Raw genomic sequence first — 12,525 nt, 5'->3', positions numbered from 1 at the left:
TGAGCGGACTCAAGCGGGGACCACGTCCACGGGAAGCGTCGTGAGCCCACAGCGCGCCTACTTCCAGAACGAGGAGTGCGCCCGCGCGAACGCCTCGAAGGGGCGTGGTTCGCGGCCGGTCACCCGCAGGACGGTCTGCGTCACGCGGGCTTCGGAGCCCTGGCGTATGGACTCCTCGAGTTGGGCGAGGAGCACGGCGTAGCGTTCCGGAATCCCCGAGTCCGCCATGTGCCTGACGATCTCATCCGACCCCACCTTCACGTGCCGCATCGGGCGGCGCGCCACCTCGGAGAGCACGGCGGCGATGTCGTCGTAGCTCAACGCCTGGGGGCCGGTGATGACATGCGCGGTGTCATGGGACTTCTCATCGGCGAGCGCCCGGACGCCCACCTCCGCGATGTCCCGGGCATCGACGAACCCGACGCGACCGTCGCCCGTCGCCGTCACGAGCAGTCCCTCGCGCTTGAGGCTGGCCCCCTGGTGGTGCCGCTCATTCACGAAGTTCTGCATGAACCAGGACGGCTGGAGCACGGCCCACTCCGGCACCCGCTCGCGGAGGGCCCGGTGCACCGTCCCCAGCCCCGGGCTCCCTTCAGGGATGGCCGAGGAGCTCAACAGGACGACCCGCCGGACTCCAAGCTCCACCGCGCGATCGATGAACGGCAGCATGAGGACTGAGGGGTCATCGACCGCCGGCGGGGCGATCAGATACATCCGGTCCACACCGGCCAGCACGGCTTCGTGGCTGGACGTATCGGCCCAATCGAAGCGCACGTGCTCGGCGGTGCTGTCCGCGGGGCGGCTTTCTCTCGCCGCGCTACGGACGGTGAAGCCGAGCTCCGCCAGACGCGAGGCGATGTGCCGGCCCGTGTTTCCTGTCGCCCCCGTGACGAGGACGCGGAGGGAGTCTGTCTTTCGCGAAGTATTCATGACGCATTCACCGCCTTGCGCAGGTTCTCGTCTCCCCCGAAGGCCTTGAGTCCCGGGACGGGGTTCCAGTACTCCCGGTAGAGCACGATCCGTCCGTTCCGCGTCTTCACCTGCATGACGTAGTCCTGCTCGTACCCGCTGCCCGTGGCGGCGATGGTCGCCGTGCCGTGGGCCTCCGCGAGTGCGACGTCCGGGTCCGTCGTGACGTGGCGCTGGACCTTCGTGAAGGTGAGCCCCACGAAGTGCTTCGGCGTGTCCTTGAAGTAATGGCGGATCGCCTCCTTGCCCTCCAGGCGCTCGGGCAGGCCGAGCCCCTTCGCATAGGGGAACTCGACGACCGCGTCCTCGGCGAAGAGCTCGAACCAGCGCTCGATGTCCGTACCGATGAGCGACAGATGAGCGTCCATCAAACTGGCTGCATCACGAGGGGATGTCTGGTTTGCCATGAGTGGCTCCTGATTGAGATGGACGTAGAGTGCGCCTGGCGCTATGGACTCTCAATGCCAGTTCGTCCAAATGAATTAGTCGAGCGTCCAGACCCGAGGGCGGGTCACGTCGATGTCGTCTCGGACGTGCTCGAGACGATGCGGTTCTCCACCCTCCTCTTCGGCTGTGTCGAGCTGGCCGCGCCCTGGGCGATGCGCGTCCCGAAGAAGGAGACCTCGTCCTTCTACGTGTTGCCGCGAGGCAACATGAGGCTCAGGGTCGACGGACTGGAGACGCCCCTGCTCCTGTCGGCGGGGGACGTGGTGCTGGTGCCCCATGGCGCGGAGCACGTGGTCGATGATGGCTCCCGGCGCACCCTCGCTCCGAGGGACTTCATCCCCACGGAGCAGTTGCGCGGGCCCGTGCTGACGCAGCACCGGCTGGGCGGCGGCGGCCCGGGCAGTACGCTCGTCGTCGGCTGCTTCCATTTCAGCGTGGGCGCGCACAGCCCCCTGCTCAGCGCGTTTCCCCCCGCCATCCACATCCCCGCGCACGAATCGCGAGCCGTGCCCTCGCTGGCCGCGACCGTGCAGCTCATCGCCGCGGAGAGCTCGGCCCCGAGCCAGGGCAGCTCCATCGTCCTCGGGCGGCTCGCCGATATCCTGCTCGTCCAGGTGCTCCGCATGCGAGCGGGCACCGCGGGCCTCGAGGGAGCGGGGTTGCAGGCCCTGGCGGATCCCGCCATCGGAGCCGCGCTCGGGCTGATCCATGGGAGGCTGGCCGAGCCCTGGACGGTGGAGCGCCTCGCGGCCGCGGTGGGGCTGTCACGCTCGGGGTTCGCCGCGCGCTTCCACGCGCTCGTGGGAGAGCCCCCGCTGCAGTACCTCGCCGGATGGCGGATGGCGAAGGCAGCGCAGTGGTTGCGCGAGTCGAACGACAGCATCCCCCAGATCGCGGAGCGCGTGGGCTATGCCAGCGAGGTCGCCTTCCACAAGGCCTTCAAACGATGGCATGGCGTTGGACCCGGTGCGTACAGGAGGGCCCAGGGCGAGGACCGCGGCGGCCCAAGCGACCCTTCTGGCGACAACGAGCGGACCGCCAGTTTGTGAAACAATGGTGGCCATCGTGAAGACCTTCCGCGCTCCCCTGCTCGCCTCGCTCCTGCTCGTGCCCATGACCCCGGCTCACGCTCAGGAGGAACGCCCCACCCCGACCCCGGCAGCGGTCGCGGCACCGGTCCCGGTCCCGGTCCCGGTCCCTCGCGTGACCGAGGCCACCCTGTCGTTGCTCGAGCCCGCCGGGGAGGGTTGTGAGTGGGCCCAGCTCGACGCCCTCTCCTCCGCGCGCCGGGTCATCGCGAAGCTCGCGGTGGACTGTCAGGGCGCGGCGACCGCGTTGAGCCGGGATGGCAGACGCGGCGTCGCACGGTTCTGGCGCGGCGGTGTCAGCGCCCCCGTGGTGGGCAGGCCCACGTTCCCCGAGAAGTTCCCCTCCCCCGCGTTCCGCGACCGCCTGTTCCTCGTGGACGTGGCCACGGGCAATGCCGAGGAGCTCCCGCTGCCCCCCTCGGGCGAGCTCATCGAGTTCGGCTTCGATGCCGGTGGCCGGTTGCTCGGGCTCAGCATCCAGATGCCCACGCCCGACCAGGCGCGGGCGGGTGCGGTGGAGGTCGATGGGACCACGATCCGGCTCGCTCTCGGCGGCAGGGGACGCCCGCTGCTGGCCCATGCCTTCGCCTGGCAGGGTGGGACGTGGACGCGGCTGGACGTGAAGGCGACCAACGAGCGCTCCGGCACCGGCGTCCTCGAGCTCCGCAAGGAACTCGGTGAACGCTCGAGCCGCTCGTTGGATCCGCGCTTCACTCCCGAGGAAATCGAAGACGACGCGTTGCTCGACAGGTTGTACGAGCTCACTCCGGAGCAACCCGACGGCGAGTGGGCCAGGTTCGAGCGCGGCGGCCACACGTTGGCGATCTGGGGCACGCCCTTCGGCGATGAGCTTCTGGCGACCGGTCTGCTCCGGCGGGTGGAGAAGGGAAAGGCGGTGGCACTCCCCAACCTCCCCTACCGCGCGAACGACCTGGTCAGCATCCAGTCCCGGGGACCCTTCCTGCTCGTCTCGCTCGCCGATTCCGGCGGACACGCGCGCATGTACCGGGGCAGGAAGCTCGTCTGGAGCTCGGAGAACGCACGGGCGGTGACGTTCTGGCCCAGGTGAGCAACCTGCTCGAGAGAGGAGCCTCCACCAGCGTATTCCCCAGGGAGTGCCCGGGTCAGGAGGGGGGCCGACCGCTTCTCGGAGGCCCTCCCCATGGATAGATCAATCCAAGAGACAGAGGCGAACATGCGAAAGAGCATCCTGACAGCCGCGATCATGGCGGTGGCCTGGGGCGCGGCGGGGACGGCCAGCGCCCAGCAGAGCAACCATGACCTCCAGCAGCCACTCATTGGCAGCTACCAACTCCAGCAGCCACTCATTGGCAGCTACCAACTCCAGCAGCCACTCATTGGCAGCTACCAGCTTCAGCAGCCACCCCTTGGCAGCTATCAACTCCAGCAGCCACTCACCCGCCACTACGACATCCTGACGGATCCTCCTCGCGGCTATTACTTCGAGCAGACGCCGCTCGGCGGCTACTACCTCCAGCAGCTGCCCTCTCGCGGCTACTACTTCGAGCAGACGCCGCTCGGCGGCTACTACCTCCACCAGACGCCCCTGGGCGGCTATTACCTCCAGCAGCCGCTCGGCGGATACGACTACCTCCGATGAACCCAACAGGGGAGGTTCTCCACTGAGAGCGTATTCCTCGGAGGGGCGAGGCACGATACACCTGGGGTCGCCATGGCAGAGACCCCGATGAACATCCCCACCGTCGACCTCACCGACCTCTCGTCGAACGACCCGGCCCGCGTCGAGCGCGCGGCAGCCGCCCTCCGAGAGGCCTTTGGTGTCTTCGGCCTCGTGTACGTGAAGAATCACGGTGTCGACGCCCAGGCGCTCGCCCGCTTCTACGACGCATTCGGCGAGTTCGTCGCCCGTCCGGCGGAGGCCAAGAAGCCCTACAGCCGAGCGGACATCTGGTACCAGCGTGGCTGGACGCCTCCGAACACCGAGGTCGCCGTCGCGAGCAACGGCCAGCCGGACTTCAAGGAGTGCTACTTCGCCGCGCCCTACCCGACCGACGAGAGCTCGGCGCTCGAGTTCCCGAAGCTCTACCCCGAGAACGTATGGCCCCCCGATGCCCCGCCATACTTCCAGGAGGGGCTCCTCTCGCTCGGCCGATCGCTCCATGAGGCGGGACTCGCGCTCCTGCGAGGCGCCGCGGTGGCGCTCGGACTGCCGGAGGCCACGTTCACGGACGTGTGCCAGCGGGCCCCCCACGTCACGCGCGCGCTGCAATACCTGCCCCTCGGCGCCTCACAGGTGAACACGGGCATCCTCTGGGGCGAGGAGCACACGGACTTCAACCTGCTCACGTTGCTGCCCGGTGGCCGGTTCCTGGATCCGAAGGGACAGCCAGCCCAGGGGCCCGATGACAAGAGCGGGCTCTACCTCCGCACGCGCGCGACACCCGAGGAGCCGAAGGGGCGCCTGGTGCGCGGGACCGCGCCTGCCGGGTGCATCGTCGCGCAGGTGGGCCAGCAGCTGGAGATCCTCACGGGAGGCACGTTCCTCGCGACCCCGCACGTCATCACCGCCCCCGGCGTCCCCGGCTGGCAGCGTCAGTCGGCCGCCCACTTCATGCACGTGCACACGAGCACGGTGCTCTTCCCGCTCTCGAGGTTCCGCACGCCCGAGGCCATCCAGAACTACGCGCCGCCGGTGCTCGCGGGCACCTACGACATCAAGACCCTGGTGGACATCGGCCTGGCCCCCCCGAGCGCGCTCGACCAGCTCGGTTACCGCCACTACGACCGGCTCAACCGCATGCGCGCGGGGGGCTCCGGGGCCCAGGGATAGGCCGGTCACGTCCGGCCTGGCGCGTTACCAAACCGGTAGGGCCGTGCTAGGACAAGGGGTATGCGCCCGAGCCCCCGCTCCCTGCTCCTCGCCCTGTCCCTGCTGTCCGCCTGCAAGAGCCACAAGGAAGAGCCCTCCGCCACTCCCGCGAAGCCCGCGGCCCAGGCGAGGACCGCCGACGCTCCGCCCGACACCCAGGAGACGAAGATCGGGCTCGTCCTGGGACTCGGGGGACGCGGGGACCAGTCCTTCAATGACTCGGCCCTGCGCGGGCTGGAGGTGTGGGCCTCGGGCGTGAAGTACGAGGAGGGCGGGTACAAGGACGTCTCCGCCCGTGAGCGCCAGGCCTCGCTCCAGGAGTCGCTCGGGCAGGACATGGCGCGGAGGAACCTCCAGGTGACGCCGCTCGGCATCACCCCCGTCGTCCTGCAGAGCCGGGTGGCCGAGGACTACGAGCCCAACCTCCAGTTGCTGGCGGATCAGGACGTGTCCCTCTCGCTCGCCGTGGGCTTCATGCTGGAGAACGCGGTGGAGACGGCGGCGAAGCGCAACCCGGACATGCATTACCTCCTGGTCGACAGCCCCCTGCTGTCCGGACAGAACGAGCCGTACACGCTGCCCAATGTGCGCACCGTCGTCTTCCGCGAGGAGGAGGGCTGCTACCTGGTGGGCGCGCTGGCCGGGCTCGTGACGAAGACGGGCAAGGTGGGCTTCGTGGGCGGCATGGAGATTCCGCTCGTGAAGCGCTACGAGGCCGGCTTCCGCGCGGGCGTGGCCGCCACCAACCCCAAGGCCACCGTGGTGGCCAACTACACCGGCGGCTTCACCAACTTCGCCCTCGGCAAGCAGGTGGGACAGGATCTGCTGGTGAAGGACGCGGATGTCCTCTTCGCCGCCGCCGGCGTGGACGGTCTGGGTGCCATCCAGGCGGTGAAGGAGGCGCGCGACGGGGGCAAGCCCGTCTACGTCATCGGCGTGGACTCGGATCCCTCCCATCTGGCGCCCAAGGCGGTGCTGTCCGCCGTGGTGAAGCGCGTGGACCTGGTGGTGTACGAGGCCATTCGCGATCAGGTCCAGGGCCGCTTCCAGGGAGGCAACCTGTCACTGGGCCTGAGCGAGGGCGGCATCACCTACGCCCCGGTGCGGCTGGACTTCCCCGGCAAGGACGAAGCGCTGCGCAAGCTGGAGGAGCTGAAGGCGAAGATCATCTCCGGCGACATCAAGGTGCCCACCCACCCGGATCAGCTCCGGGCGGCGGGCGAAGCCTCCGGCACCCCTTGAGCCCCTACCCTGCTCAAGGAGCCTTCGGAGCGGTCCCGAGCGCCTGACAGGCGGGAGCGAGCCCGAGCCCGCACGCCTTCTGGATGAGCTCCCGGGAACGCTCGGGGTTCTTCGCCACCCCGTTCCCCTGCTTGTGGGCGATGCCGAGGTTGAGACAGCCACCGGCCACGCCCGCGTCGCAGGCCTTCTCGAAGAGAGTGACGGCCCGCTTCATGTCCCGCGTCACGCCGTTGCCCGCCATATAGGACACGCCAGCGCTGTTGCAGGCGGGCATGTTCCCCGCGTCGCAGGCCTGTGAGAGGAGCGTCGCGGCGCGTGCCGGATCCTTGTTCACCCCATTGCCGTTCGCGTAGGCGATGCCGAGGCTGAAGCAGCCATCGGCGTGACCCCGGCCGCAGGCCTTCTCGAAGGCGGTGGCGGCCCGCGCCGGATCCTTCTCCACCCCGAGCCCCGATGCGTAGGCCCGGCCGGTGTTGAAGCAACCCTTCGCATCATCCGCCTTGCAGCTCTTCTCGAACAGGGTGACGGCCTGCTTCGGATCCTTCTTCACCCCCACGCCTTCCGCGTAGGCGATGCCGAGGTTGTTGCAGGCATCCAGGTAACCCTTGTCGCACGCCTTCTTGAAGAAGGTGGCCGCGCGAGCTTCATCCCTGGCCACGCCCACGCCCTGCGCATAGGACAGGCCCAGGTTGAAGCACTCCATCGAGTCGCCCTTCTTGCAGCCCTTCTCGTGGAGCTTGAACTGGCGGACCAGCTCCTCATGGCCGAAGAACGCCTCCGCCTTCTCGGCCTCCTTCGTCGGTGCCGTCTGCTTCGGCGCTTCATGTGCGACACCCAACGTCCCCGACAGGACGATGGACAGGGCGAGCGAACGGAACATGTGGAAGACCTCCCGGGCACGAGGGCCCATCGCGGGAGGTGGATATACCCAGGATCGCCACGCTCGCGAAGAGGCCAGGCTCCTCAGCGCGGCAACCGGACCTTCCGGGCCCGCACGGCCTCCGTGCCCCCCAGGGAGTCGAGCACGTTCGCCAGGAGCTTGCGCGCCTCCTCCACCGCGCGGCGCCCCTGGCTCCGCCGGAGACGCTCCTCGAGCCCGGCCCTCACCGCGCGGCTCTTGTCGACGGCGGCCTGTCCTCGCGCGGAGAGCCGCACCCGCCGCACGCGCGCGTCATCGGACCGCGTCTCCTCGACGTAGCCCAGCTTCTCCAGCTCGGCGACCGTCTTCGACGCGGCCTGCTGCGTCACCTCGAGCAGCGCCGCCAGCTCGCTGATCGACCGGGAGCCACCCAGCAGGTGCTGGAACACGAACCCGTGCGCGTAGCGCAGGCCCGTGAAGCCCGCCGCATGAATCTCCTCGAGCACGACGTCGTTCACCCTCATCCCCACGAAGAGGGCGAGGTGGCCCAGGTCCAGGGACCCGGGCTCCACGGGGGCGGCTTCCTTCCGGCGCGGCATACAAGGGGATCTTGCATCCACAACCCAGGTTGTGCAACCTCGGTTGTGAATCAGATGGGAGCCAACCATGTCCACGACGAATCTCGAGTTCGCGCGCCGTTACCTCCGAGCCATCGAAGAGGGGGCGACCGGAGAAGCGCTGAGCGCCTTCTTCCACCCGGAGGTGACGCAGCGGGAATACCCCAACCGGCTCGTCCCCTCCGGGGCGACGAGGGACCTGAAGGCCCTGCTCGAAGGCGCGGAGCGAGGCCAGAAGGTGATGTCCGCCCAGCGCTACGACATCCGGAACGCGGTGTCCGAGGGCGACCAGGTGGCGCTCGAGATCGACTGGAGCGGCACGCTCGCGGTGGCGGTGGGAACACTCCCCGTAGGAGGCACGATGCGCGCCTCGTTCGGAGTGTTCCTCACCTTCCGCGACGGCCGCATCTTCTCGCAGCACAACTACGACTGCTTCGAGCCGTACTAGGAAGCCAGGCGTTCAGCAGCAGCGCCCGCCGCTTCCCCGGTAGCGGGCCTGCATGCGCTCGTTGAAGAACTCCTCGTAGCTCATCACGGCCCGCTCCGGATGGTGCAGGCGCATGTGCTCGACGTAGGTGTCGTAGTCAGGCACGCCGATGAGCAACCGGGCGGTCTGCACCGCCCGGCTCCAGAACCGCTTCAGCCTGTCGCTCCCGTCGCGCATGTCACTGGCTCACGGTCGCCACGGGGACGTGGGGCGTCTCCTGGGCGGAGGGGGCGGTCGAGCGGCGGGCGGCCAGCGCGGCCCGGAGGCCAAACGCGATGGTCGCCACCACCAGCAGCATGAACAGGACGGTGAGGGTGGCGTCCACGTAGTCGTTGGTGATGACCCGCTGCATGTCCTCCAGGGACGTCGCTGGCGCCAGCACCCTGCCCTGCTCGGCCGCCGCCGAGAACGCGCGCGCGTGGGCGACGAAGCTGACCCGGATGTCTCCGCCGAACACCTTCTGCCAGCCGGCGGTCAACGTGCAGATCACCAGCCACACCGTCGGAATCGCGGGGATCCACAGGTAGCGCTCGCGCTTCATCTTCACGAGCACCACGCAGGACAGCGTCAGCGCGATGGCGGCCAGCATCTGGTTGGCGATGCCGAACAGCGGCCACAGCGTGTTGATGCCGCCCAGCGGATCCACCACGCCCTGGTAGAGGAAGTAGCCCCAGCCCGCCACACAGAGGGCCGTGGCGATCATGTTGGCGCTCCAGGACTCGGTCTTCCTCAGCGGTGCGTACACCAGGCCGGCCAGCTCCTGGATCATGAAGCGGCCCACGCGCGTGCCCGCGTCCACCGTGGTGAGGATGAACAGCGCCTCGAACAGGATGGCGTAGTGGTACCAGAAGGCCATCATCCCCTCGCCGCCCACCAGTCCGTGGAGGATCTGCGCCATGCCCACCGCCAGGGTCGGCGCGCCACCCGCTCGCGACAGGATGGACGTCTCGCCAATCTCCCGGGCCGTCTGGGTGAGCACCTCGGGGGTGATCACGAAACCCCACTCGCTGATCGTCCGGGCCGCCTGCTCCGCGGTGGTGCCAATCAATCCGGGCGGGGAGTTCATGGCGAAGTACACGCCCGGCTCCAGCACCGTGGCGGCGATCAGCGCCATGATGGCGACGAAGGACTCCATCAACATCGCGCCATAGCCCACCATGAGCGCCTCGCGCTCGTTGGCCAGCATCTTCGGTGTGGTGCCCGAGGAGATGAGCGAGTGCCAGCCCGACACCGCTCCGCACGCGATGGTGATGAACAGGAACGGGAACAGGTTGCCGGAGAACACCGGGCCGGTGCCATCCACGAACCGGGTCACCGCCGGCATCTTCAACTCCGGCGCGGCCAGGACGATGCCCACCGCCAGCACCACGATGGTGCCGATCTTCAGGAACGTCGACAGGTAGTCGCGCGGCGCCAGCAGCAGCCACACGGGCAGCACCGAGGCGCAGAAGCCGTAGGCGATCAGCATCCAGGCCAGCGCCTTGCTGTCATAGGTGAACAGCGGCGCCAGGGACGGCATGTCGGCGACCCTGCCTCCCATCCAGATCGACAGCATCAGCAGCACGAAGCCGATGACGGACACCTCGAGCACGCGGCCAGGACGGATGTAGCGGAGGTAGAGGCCCATCAGCAGCGCGATGGGAATGGTCATGGCGACCGTGAAGGTGCCCCAGGGGCTGCCGGTCAGCGCCTTGACCACCACCAGGGCCAGCACCGCGAGGATGATCATCATGATCATCAACACGCCGATCATCGCCACCACACCGGCGGCCGGACCCATCTCCATGCGAACCATGTCGCCCAGCGACTTGCCGTCGCGGCGGACGGACAGGAACAGGATCATGAAGTCCTGCACCGCGCCACCCAGCACCACGCCGAAGAGGATCCACATCGTGCCCGGCAGGTAACCCATCTGCGCCGCGAGCACCGGACCCACCAGCGGACCGGCGCCCGCGATGGCGGCGAAGTGGTGGCCGAACAGCACCCACTTGTCGGTGGGCACGTAGTCCAGACCGTCATTGCGGCGCTGCGCCGGCGAGGCGCGGGTCGGGTCCAACCGCAAGGCCCTCTCGGCGATGAACCGGCCGTAGAAGCGGTACCCGAGCATGTAGACGGCGACGGAGGCCACCACCAACCAGGTGGCGTTGATCGTCTCTCCTCTGTGCAGGGCCACCGTCCCCAGACAGAACGCCCCCACGATGGCGAGCAGTGCCCACCCCAGCTTGCTGACAACACGACCCATGTACCCCTCCACTCGGCTGACGGTGGCAACGTTCGCCCCGGGACCGGGCCGGGTCAATGCTGGAGAGCCCCCGTGTTGGCCTTGCGTCTACTCCGAGGAGCCGGAACCGCCGCGCTCGAGCTGGCGGATGATGTCCAGGAGCTCGTCCTGCTCTTCCTGGATGACGAAGACGCCGTCCTCGGCGGGCGCGGGCCCGGGCGGAGCGTCGTCCCGCGCGACGCGCTTCGGCCTGGGCGGAGGCGGCCGGGGAAGGGGCTCGGGTCCCGCGGGCGGGTTGACTCGGAGTGAGGGAACGGGCGCGGGAGGAAGCTCGGCCGGGGCCTCCTCGGCGGGGGAAGGCAGGTGCCAGTCCGTCTTCCGGTTCAACCACTCCGCGTAGCGGGTGAACGTCCAGGAGCCATCGGCGGCGCCCGTCTCGATGGCGGAGGGGAGCTTGAAGAAGAACCCCTGGCGCACGAGGCTCCTCACCGGGGTGCTCCCCATGAGCACCTCGCATTCCGGCACGCGGATGCCAAGGTCCGGGCGATAGCGCAACCGCTGGCACACCACCCCGACGAGGCAGTCCGCGAGTTGGGCCCACACCGCGCCCTGGACCTCCGGGGGAAAGGCGGACACCAGGCGCTGGAGCGCCTCGGCGGTGCTCGAGGAGTGCACGGTCGCGAAGACGAGGTGCCCCGTCTCCGCGGCGTTCAGCGCAGGCCTTCCACCGTGCGCGAGACATCATACGAACAGCGCTCGATGAACCCGGGCCAGTCGGAGTCGCCGATGATGTCGCGCGCCATCGAGGTGAGCGTCGAGGCCGGTATCGCCTCGCCGACGAGCCGCAGCGCGCCTCTCACCCGGAGCGCCATGGGCATCTCACCCTCGAGGTGGATGTCACTCGCGCCCTGCTCACGGGCGAGTCGGATGAAGGTTTCGATTCCCACGTGTTTCCCCTCCTGCCACGGGCCGCTTCAGCAACCGGCATGCCGTGTCAGCGCGAGGGCTCACGGAAGGCGAGCACCCCACGGGACTGCCGGGATGTCCGGGGCTCGCCCGTACTCCGCGACAGATTGTCCGCTCAGTCCTCTCCCTCACTCAATGAGCGACTCGAGCCCTGACGCCCGGCCGCGAGCGTGTCCTGCTCCCTCTCCTGGGTGAGCCCCCTGGAACTGGAGAGCTTCGTGTCCTCGTGTGGGTTGTCCGCGCGCAGCACGGAGTGCGTATGCGCCCGCTCGGGCCGGGCCTCGGACAAGGGGTGGTGACTTCCCGGCCGGCCCTCGGCGAGCGTGCGACGGCTCGGGTCGAGGTGGACATGCTCGAAGGGCTCGTCGGGCTCGCGCGGCATGAGGAGGGCGCTCATCGGCTCGGGCAGGGCCTCCCGGAGCCGGTGCAACACGCCGGGGGACAGGGTCTCCGCGAGAACCTGGCAGACGACGCCGGTGTGCTCCACGGCGAGCCCGAGCCGGACCTGAGTCCGCTCCGCGACGCGCGCATGGAGCTCCGCGAGGTTGAAGACCTGATGGGGACTCACATCGCGCAAGCTGGCGGCCAACGAGGCGGGAAGGTCATCCACCAACGCCTGGATGACGGGCCAGCTCAACCGCTCGCCCAGGACCTCGAGCACCGCGCGAACCACGCGCTCCGCTGCTTCCACACCGGGCAACCCGCCGCGCTCGGCGACGCGGGACAGGAGCTCTTCACGGGTCATCGTCATCCTCCTCGCAAGTCTTCTCGAAGAGGA

Annotated in this window: 15 protein-coding genes; 6 read left to right on the top strand and 9 right to left on the bottom strand. The window is 68.8% G+C overall.

Features of this window, described 5'->3' with window-relative positions; genetic code table 11:
- Positions 1–57 precede the first annotated feature (57 nt).
- Both JQX13_RS29400 and JQX13_RS29395 read right to left on the bottom strand, forming a co-directional pair.
- Positions 58–930, bottom strand: coding sequence for an NAD(P)H-binding protein (locus JQX13_RS29400; protein WP_203402798.1), 873 nt, complete (start codon positions 928–930; stop codon positions 58–60).
- On the bottom strand, positions 927–1,376 hold the full coding sequence (locus tag JQX13_RS29395; RefSeq protein ID WP_203402797.1) for a nuclear transport factor 2 family protein: 450 nt from the start codon (positions 1,374–1,376) through the stop codon (positions 927–929). The genes JQX13_RS29400 and JQX13_RS29395 overlap by 4 nt, the downstream gene beginning before the upstream one ends.
- Before the next feature lie 126 nt (positions 1,377–1,502).
- Here JQX13_RS29395 and JQX13_RS29390 point away from each other — a divergent pair, with 126 nt between their 5' ends.
- The 5 genes from JQX13_RS29390 (at position 1,503) to JQX13_RS29370 (ending at position 6,597) form a co-directional block, all read left to right on the top strand.
- Positions 1,503–2,465 carry an AraC family transcriptional regulator gene (locus tag JQX13_RS29390; RefSeq protein ID WP_239013924.1) on the top strand — a complete coding sequence of 321 codons (963 nt, stop codon included), beginning with the start codon at positions 1,503–1,505 and terminating at the stop codon, positions 2,463–2,465.
- Positions 2,466–2,481: 16 nt separating this feature from the next.
- Positions 2,482–3,573 (top strand): hypothetical protein, encoded by a 1,092-nt coding sequence (locus JQX13_RS29385; RefSeq protein ID WP_203402795.1) that lies wholly within the window; start codon positions 2,482–2,484, stop codon positions 3,571–3,573.
- A 126-nt stretch (positions 3,574–3,699) separates the two neighbouring features.
- A complete protein-coding gene (locus JQX13_RS29380) occupies positions 3,700–4,125 on the top strand; it encodes a hypothetical protein (protein WP_203402794.1) in 426 nt (141 codons plus the stop codon).
- Positions 4,126–4,197: 72 nt separating this feature from the next.
- On the top strand, positions 4,198–5,316 hold the full coding sequence (locus JQX13_RS29375; RefSeq protein ID WP_203402793.1) for an isopenicillin N synthase family dioxygenase: 1,119 nt from the start codon (positions 4,198–4,200) through the stop codon (positions 5,314–5,316).
- A 60-nt stretch (positions 5,317–5,376) separates the two neighbouring features.
- Complete coding sequence (locus tag JQX13_RS29370; protein WP_203402792.1) at positions 5,377–6,597, top strand: BMP family lipoprotein; 1,221 nt, start codon at positions 5,377–5,379, stop codon at positions 6,595–6,597.
- A 13-nt stretch (positions 6,598–6,610) separates the two neighbouring features.
- On the opposite strand, the gene JQX13_RS29365 is transcribed toward JQX13_RS29370, so the two are convergent.
- Both JQX13_RS29365 and JQX13_RS29360 read right to left on the bottom strand, forming a co-directional pair.
- A complete protein-coding gene (locus JQX13_RS29365; protein WP_203402791.1) occupies positions 6,611–7,477 on the bottom strand; it encodes a tetratricopeptide repeat protein in 867 nt (288 codons plus the stop codon).
- A gap of 83 nt (positions 7,478–7,560) precedes the next feature.
- Positions 7,561–8,055 (bottom strand): MarR family winged helix-turn-helix transcriptional regulator, encoded by a 495-nt coding sequence (locus tag JQX13_RS29360; protein WP_239013923.1) that lies wholly within the window; start codon positions 8,053–8,055, stop codon positions 7,561–7,563.
- A gap of 67 nt (positions 8,056–8,122) precedes the next feature.
- Here JQX13_RS29360 and JQX13_RS29355 point away from each other — a divergent pair, with 67 nt between their 5' ends.
- Positions 8,123–8,521: a nuclear transport factor 2 family protein gene (locus JQX13_RS29355; RefSeq protein ID WP_203402790.1), complete on the top strand. Its 399-nt coding sequence runs from the start codon at positions 8,123–8,125 to the stop codon at positions 8,519–8,521.
- 12 nt (positions 8,522–8,533) lie between these two features.
- On the opposite strand, the gene JQX13_RS29350 is transcribed toward JQX13_RS29355, so the two are convergent.
- From JQX13_RS29350 to JQX13_RS29330, 5 genes are all read right to left on the bottom strand, one after another.
- The gene (locus JQX13_RS29350; protein WP_203402789.1) at positions 8,534–8,737 is read right to left on the bottom strand and encodes a YbdD/YjiX family protein; all 204 of its coding nucleotides are present in this window, start codon (positions 8,735–8,737) and stop codon (positions 8,534–8,536) included.
- A gap of 1 nt (position 8,738) precedes the next feature.
- Positions 8,739–10,802, bottom strand: coding sequence for a carbon starvation CstA family protein (locus tag JQX13_RS29345; RefSeq protein WP_203402788.1), 2,064 nt, complete (start codon positions 10,800–10,802; stop codon positions 8,739–8,741).
- Between the two features lie 87 nt (positions 10,803–10,889).
- On the bottom strand, positions 10,890–11,456 hold the full coding sequence (locus JQX13_RS29340; RefSeq protein ID WP_203402787.1) for a hypothetical protein: 567 nt from the start codon (positions 11,454–11,456) through the stop codon (positions 10,890–10,892).
- A 35-nt stretch (positions 11,457–11,491) separates the two neighbouring features.
- The gene (locus tag JQX13_RS29335; RefSeq protein ID WP_203402786.1) at positions 11,492–11,728 is read right to left on the bottom strand and encodes a hypothetical protein; all 237 of its coding nucleotides are present in this window, start codon (positions 11,726–11,728) and stop codon (positions 11,492–11,494) included.
- A 134-nt stretch (positions 11,729–11,862) separates the two neighbouring features.
- Positions 11,863–12,492, bottom strand: a complete 630-nt coding sequence (locus JQX13_RS29330; protein ID WP_203402785.1) for a DUF2267 domain-containing protein — start codon at positions 12,490–12,492, stop codon at positions 11,863–11,865.
- Between the last annotated feature and the right edge of the window lie 33 nt (positions 12,493–12,525).

Source organism: Archangium violaceum, from assembly GCF_016859125.1.
GTDB classification, from domain to species: Bacteria; Myxococcota; Myxococcia; order Myxococcales; family Myxococcaceae; genus Archangium; species Archangium violaceum_A.
Note: the sequence above shows the minus strand (reverse complement) of the source record. Positions and strands in the feature narration are given on the sequence as shown.